This window comes from Bradyrhizobium sp. MI1.11, from assembly GCF_055811255.1.
The window spans coordinates 24232-40501 of the sequence record NZ_JBVVPM010000009.1; the positions used below are offsets into that span (position 1 = coordinate 24232).

Annotated in this window: 11 protein-coding genes; 8 read left to right on the forward strand and 3 right to left on the reverse strand. The window is 64.3% G+C overall.

Annotated elements, in window-relative coordinates; all coding sequences use genetic code 11:
• Nucleotides 1-230 precede the first annotated feature (230 nt).
• Nucleotides 231-2540 carry an NADP-dependent malic enzyme gene (locus AC0L30_RS11605; protein ID WP_007591886.1) on the reverse strand — a complete coding sequence of 770 codons (2310 nt, stop codon included), beginning with the start codon at nucleotides 2538-2540 and terminating at the stop codon, nucleotides 231-233.
• Between the two features lie 245 nt (nucleotides 2541-2785).
• Here AC0L30_RS11605 and AC0L30_RS11610 point away from each other — a divergent pair, with 245 nt between their 5' ends.
• A complete protein-coding gene (locus tag AC0L30_RS11610; RefSeq protein ID WP_473404323.1) occupies nucleotides 2786-4756 on the forward strand; it encodes a hypothetical protein in 1971 nt (656 codons plus the stop codon).
• A 157-nt stretch (nucleotides 4757-4913) separates the two neighbouring features.
• Here the strand turns inward: AC0L30_RS11610 and aspS are convergent, their stop codons facing one another.
• Nucleotides 4914-6686 carry an aspartate--tRNA ligase gene (gene aspS, locus AC0L30_RS11615; protein WP_354163435.1) on the reverse strand — a complete coding sequence of 591 codons (1773 nt, stop codon included), beginning with the start codon at nucleotides 6684-6686 and terminating at the stop codon, nucleotides 4914-4916.
• A gap of 194 nt (nucleotides 6687-6880) precedes the next feature.
• On the opposite strand from aspS, the gene AC0L30_RS11620 reads away from it, so the two are divergent.
• The 5 genes from AC0L30_RS11620 (at nucleotide 6881) to AC0L30_RS11640 (ending at nucleotide 12541) form a co-directional block, all read left to right on the forward strand.
• On the forward strand, nucleotides 6881-8359 hold the full coding sequence (locus tag AC0L30_RS11620; protein WP_473404324.1) for a protein adenylyltransferase SelO: 1479 nt from the start codon (nucleotides 6881-6883) through the stop codon (nucleotides 8357-8359).
• Between the two features lie 169 nt (nucleotides 8360-8528).
• Nucleotides 8529-9380, forward strand: coding sequence for a phosphodiesterase (locus AC0L30_RS11625; protein WP_007591896.1), 852 nt, complete (start codon nucleotides 8529-8531; stop codon nucleotides 9378-9380).
• A gap of 1 nt (nucleotide 9381) precedes the next feature.
• A complete protein-coding gene (locus tag AC0L30_RS11630; RefSeq protein WP_035992818.1) occupies nucleotides 9382-10332 on the forward strand; it encodes a carbohydrate ABC transporter permease in 951 nt (316 codons plus the stop codon).
• The gene (locus AC0L30_RS11635) at nucleotides 10329-11198 is read left to right on the forward strand and encodes a carbohydrate ABC transporter permease (RefSeq protein WP_473404325.1); all 870 of its coding nucleotides are present in this window, start codon (nucleotides 10329-10331) and stop codon (nucleotides 11196-11198) included. The genes AC0L30_RS11630 and AC0L30_RS11635 overlap by 4 nt, the downstream gene beginning before the upstream one ends.
• Before the next feature lie 11 nt (nucleotides 11199-11209).
• Entirely contained in the window at nucleotides 11210-12541 is a 1332-nt protein-coding gene (locus AC0L30_RS11640) for an ABC transporter substrate-binding protein (protein WP_473404326.1), read from the forward strand.
• A gap of 101 nt (nucleotides 12542-12642) precedes the next feature.
• Here the strand turns inward: AC0L30_RS11640 and AC0L30_RS11645 are convergent, their stop codons facing one another.
• A complete protein-coding gene (locus AC0L30_RS11645) occupies nucleotides 12643-13641 on the reverse strand; it encodes a zinc-dependent alcohol dehydrogenase family protein (protein WP_007591905.1) in 999 nt (332 codons plus the stop codon).
• A gap of 103 nt (nucleotides 13642-13744) precedes the next feature.
• Between AC0L30_RS11645 and AC0L30_RS11650 the strand changes: the two genes are divergently transcribed.
• Nucleotides 13745-14644, forward strand: coding sequence for a LysR family transcriptional regulator (locus tag AC0L30_RS11650; protein ID WP_473404327.1), 900 nt, complete (start codon nucleotides 13745-13747; stop codon nucleotides 14642-14644).
• A 373-nt stretch (nucleotides 14645-15017) separates the two neighbouring features.
• Complete coding sequence (gene rnd, locus AC0L30_RS11655; RefSeq protein ID WP_007591909.1) at nucleotides 15018-16169, forward strand: ribonuclease D; 1152 nt, start codon at nucleotides 15018-15020, stop codon at nucleotides 16167-16169.
• The last annotated feature ends 101 nt before the right edge of the window (nucleotides 16170-16270 follow it).

Genomic DNA, 16270 nt, shown 5'->3' on the forward strand with positions numbered 1-16270 from the left:
AAATGGACGAATGCGAGTAATTCAAAACTAGCGCCAAGAGCTTCTTCCCCTCTCCCCTTGCGGGAGAGGGCGGCTCCCCGCGAAGCGGCGAGACGGGTGAGGGGTTTCTATCGGCACGGACAACTCTCGATATTTCGTCTCGCGCAGAGAACCCCTCATCCGGCGCTTCGCGCCACCTTCTCCCGCAGGGGAGAAGTCATGGCACCTACCGCGCGGCTAGAGCCCCCGCCTTAGGTAAACAACGTTGGCTGCTGCCGCGACGCGCGCTCCTGCGCTTCCACCACAGCCACCGCGGTCATGTTGAGGATGCCTCGCGCCGTCACCGACGGGGTGAGGATGTGGGCCGGGCGCGCCGGGCCGATCAGGATCGGGCCGACAGGAAGCGCGTCCGCCAGCGACTTGATCATCTGGTAGGCGACGTTGGCGGTGTCGAGGCTTGGCATGATCATGATGTTGGCTTCGCCCTCGAGGTTCGAGTGCGGCAGCACCATTTTGCGCGCGGCGGCCGAGAGCGCGGTGTCGCCCTGCATCTCGCCGTCGGCCTCGAGTTCCGGATGCTTCTCTTTCAGGAGTTGGGTCGCCCGGCGCATCTTGCGCGAGGATTCCGTGTCGTAGCTGCCGAAATCCGAATGCGAGACGAAGGCGATCTTCGGCTTGATGTTGAAGCGTTGGACGTGGACCGCCGCGAGCGAGGCGATCTCGGCGAGCTCTTCGGCGCTCGGATTGGGCCGCACCTGGGTGTCGGCGATGAAGAAGGCGCCCTTGCTCGTGATCAGCAGCGCCAGCGCCGCATAGTCGCTGATCCCCGGCGTAAACCCGACGATCTCGCGGACATGGCGCAGATGGCTCATGTAGCGGCCCTCGACGCCGCAGAGCATGGCGTCCGCCTCTCCGCGCACCACCGCGAGCGCCGCGATGACGGTGTTGTTGGTGCGCACCACCGTGCGCGCCGCATCCGGCGTCACGCCGCGGCGGCCGGCGACCTCGACATAAGACTGCACGTAGGAGCGGTAGCGCGGATCGTCCTCGGGATTGACGAGGTCGAAGTCCTTGCCGGCCTTGATCGACAGGCCGAAGCGCTTGATGCGCGCCTCGACCACCGACGGGCGTCCGACCAGGATCGGCGTCGCCAGCTTTTCTTCCAGCACCACCTGGGTCGCGCGCAGCACGCGCTCATCCTCGCCTTCGGCGTAGATCACGCGCACCGGCTGGGTCTTGGCCTTCGCGAACATCGGCTTCATGACGAGGCCGGAGCGGAACGCGAAGCGCTCGAGCAGCGCAGTGTACTCGTCGAAATTGGTGATGGGCCGGGTCGCGACGCCCGATTCCATCGCGGCCTTCGCCACCGCCGGCGCGATGCGCAGGATCAACCTCGGATCAAAGGGACTCGGAATCAGTGAGCCCGGGCCAAACCCTTGCGTCTCCCCGGTATCGAAGCCTTGCGCGACCGCATCGGACGGCGCCTCGCGCGCGAGCTGCGCGATGGCCTCCACGGCGGCGTGCTTCATCTCCTCGTTGATGGCGCTGGCGCCGACATCGAGCGCGCCGCGGAAGATGAAGGGAAAGCACAGGACGTTGTTGACCTGGTTCGGATAATCGGAGCGGCCGGTGCAGATCATGGCGTCGGGACGCACCTTGCGCGCCTCCTCCGGCATGATCTCCGGCGTCGGATTCGCGAGCGCCATGATGAGCGGCTTGTCGCCCATCGCCTTGGCCATCTCGGGCTTGAGCACGCCCGGTGCGGAGAGGCCGATGAAGATGTCGGCGCCGCCGATCACGTCGGCCAGCGTGCGCTTGTCGGTCTTCTGCGCATAGACCGCCTTCCAACGGTCCATCGTGGTGTTGCGGCCTTCGTGAACAAGGCCGTCGATGTCGCAGACCCAGATATTCTTGCGCTGAGCGCCCATCGACACCAGCAGGTTCAGTGTCGCGAGCGCGGCGGCCCCTGCCCCCGATGCCACGATCTTGACGTCCGACAGGTTCTTGCCGTTCAGGCGCAGGCCGTTGGTGATCGCGGCGGCGACGATGATCGCGGTGCCATGCTGGTCGTCATGGAAGACCGGGATCTTCATGCGCTCCTTGAGCTGCGCCTCGATCTCGAAGCATTCCGGTCCGCGGATGTCCTCGAGATTGATGCCACCAAAGGTCGGCTCGAGCGCGGCCACGGTCTCAACCACGCGTTCGATGGTGTCGGCCGCGATCTCGATGTCGAACACGTCGATGCCGGCGAATTTCTTGAACAGGACCGCCTTGCCCTCCATCACCGGCTTCGAGGCCAGCGGGCCGATATTGCCGAGGCCGAGCACGGCGGTGCCGTTCGAAACCACGGCGACCAGATTGGAGCGGATCGTCAGCGTCGCCGCTTCCGCCGGGTTCTTGGCGATCTCCATGCAGGCGGCGGCGACGCCGGGCGAATAGGCCAGCGCGAGATCGCGCTGGTTGGCGAGCGGCTTGCTCGCCTGGATCTCGAGCTTTCCGGGGCGCGGCAGCCGATGATAGGCCAGCGCCGCCTGGTGGAGATCATCAGAATAGGACGACATGCGGTGTCTTGCCTCGCGTTACCGGCCTCAAACTACGTTGTCCTGACCGGCTTGCCTTGGGTTGGTATTTCCGGGTCATGGAAACGGGATGAAGCACGCCGGGCGCCCCGGTGGCAACATCCGATTGCGGCCCCATCAACAGGGCGCGCAGTCAAATATCTGATAGCGCTCACTTTCTCTGGACCGCGCGTTGCTTTGCGAATATGGCAGGTTGCGTCCTGCAACGCGAGCAACTGGAGCTGGGAATGAAGCGAATCCTGATCGGCCTGATCGTCGTGGCCGTGATGGCCGCGGGCGGATGGTTCGGCTTCAGCTTCTACGTTCAGCATCGCGTCGCCGCCGAGATCGAGGCGGCCTTCGAGCAGATCCGCGCCAGTGGCGGCAAGGCGAGCCACGGCAAGGTGGCGTTCGATCTCGTGACCCGGACGCTGACGATCGAGGATATCGCGGTTGAGCCTGCCAACCAGCCGCAGGCTCATGTCAAGATCGCCGCTATCAAGGGCGTCGGCATTCGCCAGGTCGAGGAGACACGCTTCGCGGCCGACAGCATCGATATCTCCGGCTTCGAGGTCGCGCTGGACGAGGTCGGCCCCGGCAAGCTGAAAGTCTCCTACAAGGTCCCGCAGTTGACCATGCGGGACTACGTCGGTCCCATTCATGCTCAGAACGCGCCGACGTCAGGCTCCCTGATCGACATGTACCGCTTCGCGCTCGATCAGTACGCAAATGTGACGGCTTCCTCCGTCATAGCGCCGACCCTCGCATTCGCCTTCGATGCGGGCAGAAGCGCCGGAGGTAGTGGCGAGGTCGCCTATTCGGGTCTCGCGATCCAGAAGCTCGCCCAAGGCAAGATCGCCGCGATCAAGGCGGAGCGCGCCAGCTTCACGATCAACGTGCCGCAGCCAGGCAAGGCGGACAAGCTGACTGGCGAGGTGTCCGACATCATCATCAATGATTTCGATTCGACCGCGATCGCCGCCGCGCTCGATCCCCAGAAGGCGAACGACGACAGCTATCATCGTGTCTACGGGCAGATGTCCACCGGCACTTATGTCGTGACGTCGACGCTCGGCATCCGGATGCAGGTCGACGGGATCGCCATCACCGACATCGCGGTGCAGCCATCGAAATTCCGGCCGGCCGAGATCCTGGCGCTGCTTCCGGCGGACAGCACGGTCCCGCCGACGCCGGCGCAATCGCGCAATCTGATGGAAAAGCTCGCCGGTTTCTATGAAGGCCTTCGCGTCGGCAAGCTCGAGATCGGCACCATGTCGATGACGACCCCGCAAGGGACGCCCCGGCTCAGGGCCATCAGATACCAAGAAGGCGGGTTCGCGCTCGAAGGCCTGGATGCGCCGACGCCGCAAGGGCAAATCAAGGTGGAGCGCTTCGCACTCAAATCGCTCAGCATCACGAACCTGATGCGGTGGGCAGCGAGCCTCACCCATCCCGGACAGCCGCCCTCGCCGGCTCAGATGCTGGGCCTGTTTAGCGTGCTCGCAGGCGCGGAGATCAAGGGCGTGTCCGCGCCGTACAAGAATACCAAGAAGCTGGTCACGATCGACACACTGAGTCTGGACTGGGGGCAGCTGGTCGGCTCGATCCCGAGCAAGGCGCATGTGGTTGCCAAATTTGTCACGCTGGCCGATCCATCCGATCCAAAACAGCTTCCATTGATTGCCAGCGGGATCGACAAGCTCGCGGTCGACCTCGATCTCGGCGCTGCCTGGACCGAACAGTCCAACAGCTTCGTTCTGACGCCCGCGACGCTCGACATCGGAGGCATCGCAAGAGCGCAATTGCGTATCGCGCTCGGCAACGTACCACGCGAGGTGTTTTCGGCCGATCCCGCCCAGCTCATGGGCCAGGCGGCCCGGATCGAGGCGGGCACGCTCGAATTCTCATTGCGCGACAGCGGCGTCGTCGATCTCGTCGCGGCACAGTTCGCGCGCATGCAGAAGGTCAGCCGCGATACCGCACGCCAGGCGCTCGTCGAGAGCATCAAGGCTAAACGCGAGCAAGTTGCTTCCGCCAATCCGGATGCGAACGCGGCCGTGGACGCGATCGCCCGCTTCGTCGAGACGCCGGGCCAGACGCTTTCCATTAAGCTGTCCCCGCGCGCGAAGGCACCGCTGATGCAATTGATGCAGCTCTTGCAAACCGACCCACAGAGCGCGCTTGCGCAGTTCAGGATCGAGACGTCGACGGGGCTGTAGTTGGATTTCGTGTCCCGGACGCGCTGCAGCGTGTAACGCTGCTGCGCAGAGCCGGGATCCAGAAGCCTGCTGCTCGCTCAGACATGGGCCCCGGCTCAGCTGCGCACCACTGCGTGCTGCGCTGCGTCCGGGGCACGGACATCTTCCCGCGCAAGCTTCACTTCTGCGGCAGATTCACCTTCACGTGCAGCTCGCGGAGCTGCTTGGGGCTGGGCTCCGACGGTGCGCCCATCAGGAGGTCCATGGCCTGCTGGTTCATCGGGAACAGCGAGATCTCGCGCAGATTGTTGGTGCCGCACAAGAGCATGACGATGCGGTCGACGCCGGCGGCCATGCCGCCATGCGGCGGCGCGCCGTACTGGAAGGCGCGGTACATGCCGCCGAAGCGGTCGACGACTTCCTGCTCGCCGTACCCTGCGATCTCGAACGCCTTCACCATCGCTTCCGGCACGTGGTTGCGGATTCCGCCCGAGGCGATCTCGTAACCGTTGCAGGTGATGTCGTATTGGAACGCCTTGATGGTCAGCGGATCCTGGCCCTTGAGCGCATCGAGACCGCCCTGCGGCATCGAGAACGGGTTGTGCGAGAAGTCGACCTTCTTGTCCTCCTCGTTGTATTCGTACATCGGGAAGTCGACGATCCAGGCCAGCTCGAACCGCTCCTTGTCGGTGAGGTTCAGCTCCTCGCCGACCTTGTTGCGGGCCAACCCTGAAAACTTCCAGAACTTGTCGGGATCGCCGGCGACAAAGAAGGCGGCATCGCCTTCCTTCACGCCGATCTGCGCGCGGATCGCGGCGGTGCGCTCAGCACCGATGTTGTTGGCGAGCGGACCGGCACCCTCGCCGCCCTCGCGCCACATGATGTAGCCAAGGCCCGGCTGTCCCTCGCCCTGCGCCCATGAATTCATGCGGTCGCAGAAGGCGCGCGAGCCGCCACCCGGCGCCGGGATCGCCCACACCTGGTTCTTGGGGTCCTCCAACATCCGCGCGAACACCTTGAAGCCGGAGCCGCGGAAGTGTTCGGAGACGTCCTGCATCTCAATCGGGTTGCGCAGGTCCGGCTTGTCGCTGCCGTATTTGCGCAGCGCCTCGGCGAAAGGAATCCGGCGCCAGCCCTTGGTCACCGGCTTGCCCTTGGCAAATTCCTCGAACACGCCCGTGATGACAGGCTCCATCGCGGCGAAGACATCTTCCTGCGTGACAAAGCTCATCTCGACGTCGAGCTGATAAAACTCGCCCGGCAGGCGGTCGGCGCGCGGGTCCTCGTCGCGGAAACAGGGCGCGATCTGAAAGTAGCGATCGAAGCCCGACATCATCAGGAGCTGCTTGTACTGCTGCGGCGCCTGCGGCAGCGCGTAGAACTTGCCGGGATGGATGCGCGAGGGCACCAGGAAGTCGCGCGCGCCCTCCGGTGAGGACGCGGTCAGGATCGGCGTGTTGAACTCGAAGAAGCCCTGCCCCTCCATCCGCCTGCGCATCGACTTGATGACTTCGACGCGCGTCATGATGTTCTGATGCAGCTTCTCGCGACGCAGGTCGAGGAAGCGGTACTTCAGGCGGATGTCCTCGGGATATTCCTGGTCGCCGAACACCGGCAGCGGCAGGTCGCCGGCCGGGCCCAGCACCTCGATCTCGCTGACATAGATCTCGATCTTGCCGGTCGGCAGATCGTCATTGTCGGTGCCTTCGGGGCGGCGGCGGACTTTGCCATCCATCTTGACCACGAATTCCGAACGCAGCTTCTCGGCCTGCGAGAACGCCGGCGAGTCCGGATCGACCACGCACTGGGTCAGGCCGTAATGGTCGCGCAGGTCGATGAACAGCACGCCGCCATGGTCGCGAACGCGATGGACCCAGCCCGAAAGGCGGACCGTCTCGCCGATGTTGCTCTCGCGGAGCGCGCCGCATGTATGTGACCGGTAGCGATGCATGGTCGTCCCAAAATGATGTCTGAGGATCGAATCGGACGGCCTGAAACGACCGGTCCGAAGTTGCGGCAGGGTTTAGCCGACGAGGCCCAAGGCGGCAACCAAGGGAACGCCCTGTTTTCGGCTGGAAGTGCCCATTTTTGCCCGATCGGGCCCCAAGCCTTTGCCATCCGGCGTTCCACGCCTATCTTGAGGCCATGACAGTCCATTTCCCGTTCCAGAACTCCTATTCGGCGCTGCCGGACAGCTTTTTCGCCCGGGTCGCACCGACGCCCGTGACAGCGCCCCGGCTGATCAAGCTGAACCGGCCGTTGGCGGTCCAACTCGGGCTCGATCCTGATGTGCTGGAGACCCCTGAGGGCGCCGAAATCCTGGCGGGTAAGACAGTTCCCGCCGGGGCCGATCCCATCGCCATGGCCTATGCCGGCCACCAGTTCGGGAATTTCGTGCCGAAGCTCGGCGATGGCCGCGCCATCCTGCTCGGCGAAGTCATCGACAAGAGCGGCGTCCGCCGCGACATCCAGCTCAAGGGCTCGGGCCCCACCCCGTTCTCCCGCCGCGGCGACGGCCGTGCCGCGCTCGGGCCGGTGCTGCGCGAATACATCGTCAGCGAGGCGATGTTCGCACTGGGCATTCCGACCACGCGCTCGCTCGCGGCCGTCGTCACGGGCGAACATGTGCTGCGCGAGACGGCGCTGCCGGGCGCGGTGCTGACGCGCGTCGCCTCGAGCCATATCCGCGTCGGCACCTTCCAATTCTTCGCTGCCCGCCGCGACACCGAGGCGGTCCGCCGGCTCGCCGACCACGTCATCACCCGCCATTATCCGGAGCTGCTTGGCGCCGAGCGGCCCTATCACGCGCTGCTGTCCGGCGTCGTCGCGCGCCAGGCCGAACTGGTCGCACGCTGGCTGCTTGTCGGCTTCATCCATGGCGTGATGAACACCGACAACTCTTCCATCTCCGGCGAGACGATCGATTACGGTCCGTGCGCCTTCATGGATTCCTACAATCCGTCGCAGGTGTTTTCCTCGATCGACGAGATGGGCCGCTATGCCTACGCCAACCAGCCGCGCATCGCGCTGTGGAATCTGACGCGGCTTGCCGAATGCCTGCTGCCGCTGTTCTCCGACGATCAGGAAAAGGCGGTTGCCGAGGCCCAGGACATTCTCGGCGCCTTCTCCGAGACGTTCAGCGACACCTATCAGGCGGGCCTGCGCAAGAAAATCGGCCTGTTCACGGACCGCGACGGCGACGACGCGCTGATCCAGGACCTGCTGGATGCCATGGCCAAGAACCAGGCCGACTTCACCCTCACCTTCCGCAAGCTTGGTGATGCTGCGGCTGACGAGACCGGCATCGCCGACGTCCGCGCGCAGTTCATGGACCCCGACGCGTTCGACGACTGGGCGGGACGTTGGCGCGAGCGCACGGTGCTGGAGCCGCAAACCGGAGCCGAACGGCAGGCCGCCATGCATGCCGTCAATCCCATGTTCATCCCGCGCAATCACCGCGTCGAGGCCGTAATTCAGGCGGCGGTAAATGATGACAATTACGCGCCGTTCGAGGAGTTGGTGAAGGTGCTGGCGAAGCCGTTCGAGGACCAGCCGGACTACGCCGCCTACGCCGATCCCCCGCTGCCGGACCAGCGGGTGCTGCAGACGTTTTGCGGGACGTAGCGACGAACTCGGTGCGTAGGGTGGATTAGCCGAAGGCGTACTAAGCCGAGCTTGTGGACGCCTCGCGCCACCGGAACCGCTGTCATCAAACTGAAACACTCGCACTCTAACGGCCTGTCAGGGTCGTCTTGCCGGAGGCGCCCACCCTCCAACGATCCTGACAAGTGCCATGCCTTTCAAGTTCATCCACATCACTGACACGCATCTCGCGAATCCCGGGCTGAAGCTCTATGGCCTCGACCCGCGCGCCCGACTGGATGCTGCGATTGCCGACATCAACAAGCATCACGCCGACGCGGCCTTCGCGGTCGTGACCGGCGACCTCACCCATTGGGGCGAGGCTGAATCCTACGCCAATTTCACCGACGCAATGGCGGCGCTGAAAATCCCCTACATCGCCATGGTCGGCAACCACGATCGCCGCGTCACCTGCCTCGATAGCCTGAAGGCGGCGCCGCGCGATCCCAACGGCTTCGTGCAGGGCACCCGCACCACTGAGCACGGGCTGTTCGTCTTCCTCGACACGCTGGACGAGACCAGCCATGCCGGCGAGATGTGCGCCAAGCGCCTCGGCTGGCTCGCGAGCACGCTCGCGGCCGCGCCGGCCGACATGCCGTTCGTCGTGTTCATGCACCATCCGCCGTTCACGGTCGGCGTCCATGCGATGGACGAAATCTCGCTGGCACAGAGCGCCGAATTCGCCGAGGTGATCGCACCCTATCGCTCGCGCATCCGCCACCTCTTCTTCGGCCACGTGCACCGGCCGATCTTCGGCAGCTACGGCAAGATCCCGTTCTCGACGCTTCGCGGCACAAACCACCAGGTCTGGTTCGAGCTCGACGCTGCCGCGGCCGAGCATCTCGCCAGCCACGAGCCGCCGGCCTACGGCGTGGTGCTGATCGACGGCGAGAACCTGGTCGTGCACAGCCACGACTTCCTCGACACCAGTCTGCGCTTTCCCTTCGAGCCACCGGCGGGAGTGGACGGCCGCGACTATGCGCTCAATTTCCCGGCGCGATGAGATGAGCTTCGCAGAACCCGCGGCTCTCCCGGTCGCGGCCTCGGCGCCGCCGCGCCTGCATATCCTGAATCGGTTTTCTCACCGCTTCAAAACCTCCCTGCCCGCCTATCTGCTGCTGCTGCCCTCGCTCGTCTTCCTCGCGCTGTTCACCTACGGTGCGATGGGCCGCGTCCTCGTCGACGCGCTCTATCAGCGCGCCACGCCCAGGGCGCCGGTTCGTTTCGTCGGTCTCGACAACATCGCAGCGGTGCTTGCTGACCCCGCCTTCACCGGCGCGGTCGTCAACAATCTCGTTTATGCCGTCGGCACGGCGATCCCGAGCATTGGCCTCGCGCTGCTGTTCGCGCTGGCGCTGTCGCGCACCAACGCGTTGACCAGTGCACTGCGCGCCGCGCTGTTCCTGCCGGTGCTGATCCCGATGGTCGCGGCCTCCGCGCTGTTCCTGTTCATCTTTCTGCCCAATGTCGGACTGCTCGACTATTACATCGGCCGTTTCCTGCCGGTGCTGCCGAACTGGCTCGGCGATTCCGACATCGCGCTCTATGCCATCATGGTCATCACGATCTGGAAGAACGCCGGCTATTACATGCTGTTCTTCCTGGCCGGCCTCCAGGCGGTGCCGGAAGATGTCATGGAAGCCGCCCATCTGGACGGCGCAGGGCCGTACCAGCGGCTGCGCCACATCATCCTGCCCGAGCTCAAGCCCACCTTCCTGTTCGTCACGGTCATCGCCACACTCAACGCGGTCACGCAGGTCGACCACGTCTTCGTCATGACCAAAGGCGGGCCGTCCAACGCGACCAATCTCGTGCTGTTCTACATCTACCAGCAGGCGGTCGAGCACTACGACATCGGCAAGGCCTCGGCAGCGACACTGCTGACGCTTGCGGCGCTGATGGGCCTCACCGCGCTCTCCTTCCGGACCATGGCGAACCGCGAGGGCGGGGCATGAAGCTGATCGGTAAGCTCTTCAAGGACGCCCCGCTCGCCACCCGCCGCGAGATCACGCCAAAGCTCGGCTTTGCGCTGACCGTGCTGCTCGCGGTCGTCTGGCTGATCCCGTTCCTGTGGATGGGCGTGGCGACGCTGCGCCCGGCATCCGACGGCATCAATCTGATGGCCGAGTTGATGCCGAGCCTGAAGCCGACGCTCGACAATGTCAGGGACGCCTGGGAGATCGGCGATTTCCCGCGCTACACCCTCAACACTATCATGATCTGCACCGGCATCCTGTTGGTGCAGGTCGTCACGATCACGCTGGCGGGCTTTGCCTTTGCCCGGCTCGACTTCACCGGAAAATCGCTGATCTTCTATCTGTTCCTGATGCAGCTGATGCTGGTGCCGGTGCTGCTGATCGTGCCCAATTTGAGCCTGGTGGCGCAGCTCGGCCTCTACGACACGCTCACCGGCGTGATGATGCCGTTCTTCGCTTCCGCCTTCGGCACCTTCCTGATGCGGCAAGCGTTTGAGGCTATCCCGACCGAGCTGGAAGACGCTGCCCTGATCGACGGCGCCAGCCTGCTCCAGCGCATCCGCCACATCTACGTGCCACTGTCGATGCCGAGCTTCTCGGCCTTCGCCATCATCTCCGTGACCAGCCACTGGAACGACTTCCTGTGGCCTCTGATGGTGATCAACTCGCCGGACAAGCGGCCGCTCACGGTGGGACTCTCGGTGTTCACCGCGACCGCGGAAGGCACGCAGGCCTGGGGCACCATCGCCGCCGGCACGCTGATGGTGATCGCACCGCTGCTCATCACCTTCCTGATCTTCCAGAAACGCTTCATCAGCTCTTTCGTCACCTCAGGCATCAAATAGGAGATTTCTCGATGCTGTTTTCCCGCAGGATCATGCTTGGCCTTGCCATTGCAGGCACTTTGGCAAGCGCCCTCACCTTCCCGGCGCTGGCCGAAGGCCCGACCGAGATCGACCTGTTCTTCCCCGTCCCCGTCGACGGCAAGCTCGCCCGCGACATGGGCACCTTGATCAAGGAGTTCAACGAGACCCATCCCGCGATCAAGGTGACAGCCGTCTACACCGGCTCTTATGACGACACGCTGATCAAGACGCGCGCCTCGATCAAGGCCGGCAAGCCGCCGGCTGCCGTGATCATGTCGGCGAACTTCCTGCTCGATATGCAGATCGAGAACGAGCTCACCAACCTCGATCCCTTGATCGCCGCCGACGGCACCACCAAGGAGCAGTTTCTGGGCCAGTTCTTTCCGGCGCTGCAGGGCAACGCGGTGATCAACCGCTCAGTCTACGGCGTGCCATTCCATAACTCGACGCCGCTGCTCTACATCAACGCCGACAAGGCCAAGGAAGCGGGCCTCGATCCGAGCAAGCCGCCGCAGACCTGGGCTGAATTGACCGACTGGGCCAAGAAGCTCACCAAGCGCGAGGGTGACAAGGTGACCCAATGGGGCATCGCGATCCCCTGCGCCTACGATTATTGCGGCTGGATGATGGAAACGCTCACCATGACCAATGGCGGGCGCTACTACAACGAGGAGTTCGGCGGCGAGGTCTACTACGACACGCCCTCGATGCTGGGCGCGCTGACCTGGTGGAACGACCTCGTCACCAAGCACAAGGTTCACCCGCCCGGCGCGACGCCTGGCCCGGCCGTCAGCACCTCCTTCATTTCCGGCAATGCCGCGATGATGATGCTCTCGACGGGCTCGCTGACCTATGTGCGTGACAACGCCAAGTTCGCCTACAAAGTCGCCTTCATCCCGCGCAACGTCCGCAACGCCGTGCCGATCGGCGGCGCCTCGCTGATCGTTCCGGCGGGCCAGGAAGCCGACAAGCAGAAGGCCGCATGGACGCTGATCAAGTGGATGACCTCGCCCGAGAAGAGCGGCTGGTGGAGCCGCGCCACCGGATATTTCGCCCCCAACATGGCCGCCTACAAGACGCCCGACATGGTCGAATTCCTGAACAAGAACCCGGACGCCAAGACCGCCGTCGAGCAGCTCGAGGTCGCAAAACCGTGGTTTGCGACCTACAAGACCGTACCCGTGCGCAAGACGCTGGAGGACGAGGTCATGCTCGTCCTCAACGGCAAGAAGCAGCCGAAGGAAGCGCTCGTGGCCGCCCAGAAGGCCGCGGACGAGACGCTCAAGCCGTACAACGCGGAGACGTCGCTGAAGCTGCCGTAAGGGCTTCGAAGCTTCGTAGGGTGGATTAGCCGAAGGCGTAATCCACCAAGGCAGTTCCGCGTGTGAGAAAAGTGGTGGGTTACGCCTTCGGCTAACCCACCCTACGGTCCTCCAATCGTTACCACGATCTTGCCGAACTGCTCGTTTGACTCCAGATAGCGATGCGCTTCGACGATCTCCTCAAACTGAAACGTTTTGGCGATGATCGGCTGCAATGCACCGTCCCGCAGCCCGTCGAGGATGAAGGTCTTCGCCTTAGCAAGCCGCGCGGGATCGCGGATGATCTCGTGCACGAGATAGCCGCGTAGCGTCAGGCTTTTGGTCAGGACGCTGAAAAGCGGAAATGGCGTCGGCTCGGGGCTCAGGCCGCCATATTCGATGAGAACGCCACCCGGCGACATCGCGGCGGTGAGCGGCTCAAATATGGGGCCGCCGACCGCATCGAACACCACGCGAACGCCGTTTGAGCCGACGATGTCCTCCAGGCGCGACCGGATGTCCTCTTCCACCGAGGCGATGACGTCGGCGGCGCCAGCATCGCGCAAGGCCTGCCGCTTGATCGAGGTTCGCGTCACTGCAATCGGGATCGCACCGATCCGGTTCGCGATCTGAATTGCTGCAAGCCCGACACTGCTCGACGCCGCCGTAATAACCACCGCCTCCCCTCGCTTTAGCCCAGCAATATCGACCAGAGCGCCGAACGCCGTTAGATATTGCATCCATACCGCGGCCGCCGCGTCGAAGCCGAGCTCGGGCGGGTGCTTCACGACGAACTCCGCCGGAAACGTGATGAGCTCGCCATAAGCGGGCCATCGCACCATCGACACGGGCGGCACGATGCTGACGGCCTCGCCCGGCAAAAAGCCGCTCACGGCTTCGCCGATCGCCTCGACGATGCCCGCGGCCTCGAGACCAAGGCCGGACGGAAACGTCGCGGTCTCGATATAGGTCCCCTTCCGCAAGAGCGCTTCCGCACGATTGAGCCCAAGGGCCTTGACCCTGATCTGCACCTCGCGCCTCCCTGGCGGCGCAACGTCGACGGTCTCGATGCGCAGCACCTCGGGGCCACCATGTCTGTGGAAGCGAACGACGCGCGCCATGAACACACTCCAAAACAATTGAATTGAATGGAGCTATGGCAACCGGGCGGCACTGGATAAAGGGTTCAGAGGGGCGAACAGTCGAAACCAGGAGTTTGCAATCATGGACCGCCTGACCAGCATGGCCGTCTTCGTCAAGGCGGTCGATGTGGGTTCGTTCGCCGCCGCCGCCGATGCGCTCGAAATGTCGGGGCCAATGGTCGGCAAGCACGTTCGTTTCCTCGAGGAGCGCCTGAGCGTCCGCCTCCTCAACCGCACCACACGGCGCCAGAGCTTGACCGAGACGGGCCAAGCCTATTACGAGCGCTGCCGCACTGTGCTCGCTGAAGCCGAGGCCGCCGACGCCGTCGCTTCCGACGAATTGTCCGAGCCGCGTGGCCGGCTCCGCGTGACCATGCCCGCCCTGCTCGGCCGGCACTGCATCGCCCCCTTGCTGATGAAGCTTGCGCGACGATATCCCGATCTGGAGCTCGATCTCTCGTTCGGCGACCCGATCGCTGACATCATCGAGGGCCGCTATGATCTTGCGATCCGGACCGGCGATCTGCACGATCAATCCGGCCTGAAGACGCGGCGCATCGCAAGCCAGCGCATGGTGGTGTGCGGCGCGCGCTCGTATTTGCGCGCCATCGGCAAGCCGAAATCGCTCGACGATCTTGCCCAGCATCAGGCGATCATCTATCGCCGCTCCGGACGCGTCCGGCCGTGGCTGTTTCCCCGCAAGGGCCAGCCTCCGAGCGAAATCATGCCGGCGGGAAGGCTCAGGTTCGACGATCTCGATGCGATTGCGGATGCCGCGACACAGGGGATGGGACTGGCCTGGCTGCCATACTGGCTGGTCCGCGAACGCCTACGCGCCGGTACACTCATCAATCTGTTGAGTGGTCAGCCGGGATTCCTCTACGACTGCCATGCGCTCTGGCCCCGCTCGCCCCGGATGCCGCCGAAAGTTCGCGCCGCCGTGGACGCCTTGGCGGCCGCCCTGCCGAAGCTCATGACCTGACGCCGGATGCCACGACGCTGCACGGCATGGCGCGCCCGTTAACCCCGCGTCCACCATCCGGCCCGGCCTTCCGCCGGTAACCACGAGAATTAACAGCCCCTCAATTCGCCCCAGACAAGTTTAGCAATGTTTCTGAGGGGTTTTGCCGTGGATCTGTTGGTTTTCGAGTTCCTGGGACTGGCCTTGGTCGCCATGTGCGTGGTTGTGGTGGCCCTGCCTTGTACGCGCAAACCCTCCCGGCGGGTCCGCTACGAATAGGATTTTCGTCGGTAAATGCGATTCCGGCCCAAATGCAAGGCTCGAATTCGCTTCGAGCCCCTTGACATCACAGCGCTTTCGGCAGAACGGCTGATGGACTTGTCATGGGCCGTTCATGGATCTGATTACCACCACCGCTGACCTTGCGGCTGCCTGCAGCCGGTTGGCCAAGCACCCCGTCATTACCGTCGATACCGAGTTCCTGCGCGAGACCACCTATTACCCGCTGCTGTGCGTGGTGCAGATGGCCAGCGCCGAGGAAGCGATCGTCATCGACACCCTGGCGGCGGGCATCGACCTCAAGCCGTTCTTCGAGCTGATGGCCAATGAGGCCGTGCTGAAGGTGTTCCACGCCGCCCGGCAGGACATCGAGATCATCTGGCATCAGGCGGGCATCATCCCGCATCCGGTGTTCGACACCCAGGTCGCGGCCATGGTGCTCGGCTACGGCGACAGCATCGCCTACGACGCGCTGGTCGAGAAGGTCACCGGACACCGCCCGGACAAGACTCACCGCTTCACCGACTGGTCGCGCCGGCCGCTGACCAAGGAGCAGATGCACTACGCCGTGTCCGACGTCACGCATCTGCGCGACGTGTTCGCAGCCCTCGATGCCGACCTCAAGAAGCGCCGCCGCAGCGAATGGGTCTCGATCGAGATGGAGGTCCTGACCTCGCCCAAGACCTACGACTTCCACCCCGAGCGCGCCTGGGAACGGCTCAAGACGCGGGTGCGCAAGCCCAAGGACCTCGCGGTCCTGATGGAGGTCGCCGCCTGGCGCGAGCAGGAGGCGCAGAGCCGCGACGTGCCGCGCGGCCGCGTGCTGCGCGACGAGGCCGTCAGCGACATCGCGACCCACGCGCCGAACACGATCGAGAAGCTCGCGAACCTGCGCTCCGTGCCGAAGGGTTTTGAGAAATCCAAATGGGGCGCCGACATCGTTGCCGCCGTCGAGCGCGGTCTGGCGCGCGATCACGCGACGCTGCCGAAGCTGGAAAAGCCGCGCAACAATAACAATGGCGCCGCGATCGTCGAGCTGTTGAAGGTGCTGTTGCGCATGACCGCGGAGCGCCATGCGGTCGCCAGCAAGGTGATTGCGACCGTCGACGATCTCGAGGAGATCGCGGCCGACGACGAGGCCGACGTGCCGGCATTACGCGGCTGGCGCCGCGAGCTGTTCGGCGAGGCCGCACTGAAACTGAAGCGCGGCGAGCTGGCGCTGGCGGTCGAGAAAGGCCGCGTGATCGGGGTTCAGCGGGCGGAATAGGCCGCCATCTCTCCCCAGCGTCGTCCTGGCGAAAGCCAGGACCCATCACCCCAGGGAAGAGTTTGGCGAAGACTCGTCGTTCGGGGCTCCTACCATCCCCA

What these genes read in the sequence shown, in the direction of transcription:
- AC0L30_RS11605 (WP_007591886.1), bottom strand. Translation starts at nt 2,540, where the DNA reads ATGTCGTCCTATTCTGATGATCTCCACCAGGCGGCGCTGGCCTATCAT.
- AC0L30_RS11635 (WP_473404325.1), top strand. Translation starts at nt 10,329, where the DNA reads ATGAAGCTGATCGGTAAGCTCTTCAAGGACGCCCCGCTCGCCACCCGC.
- aspS (WP_354163435.1), bottom strand. Translation starts at nt 6,686, where the DNA reads ATGCATCGCTACCGGTCACATACATGCGGCGCGCTCCGCGAGAGCAAC.
- AC0L30_RS11640 (WP_473404326.1), top strand. Translation starts at nt 11,210, where the DNA reads ATGCTGTTTTCCCGCAGGATCATGCTTGGCCTTGCCATTGCAGGCACT.
- AC0L30_RS11650 (WP_473404327.1), top strand. Translation starts at nt 13,745, where the DNA reads ATGGACCGCCTGACCAGCATGGCCGTCTTCGTCAAGGCGGTCGATGTG.
- AC0L30_RS11620 (WP_473404324.1), top strand. Translation starts at nt 6,881, where the DNA reads ATGACAGTCCATTTCCCGTTCCAGAACTCCTATTCGGCGCTGCCGGAC.
- rnd (WP_007591909.1), top strand. Translation starts at nt 15,018, where the DNA reads ATGGATCTGATTACCACCACCGCTGACCTTGCGGCTGCCTGCAGCCGG.
- AC0L30_RS11645 (WP_007591905.1), bottom strand. Translation starts at nt 13,641, where the DNA reads ATGGCGCGCGTCGTTCGCTTCCACAGACATGGTGGCCCCGAGGTGCTG.
- AC0L30_RS11630 (WP_035992818.1), top strand. Translation starts at nt 9,382, where the DNA reads ATGAGCTTCGCAGAACCCGCGGCTCTCCCGGTCGCGGCCTCGGCGCCG.
- AC0L30_RS11610 (WP_473404323.1), top strand. Translation starts at nt 2,786, where the DNA reads ATGAAGCGAATCCTGATCGGCCTGATCGTCGTGGCCGTGATGGCCGCG.
- AC0L30_RS11625 (WP_007591896.1), top strand. Translation starts at nt 8,529, where the DNA reads ATGCCTTTCAAGTTCATCCACATCACTGACACGCATCTCGCGAATCCC.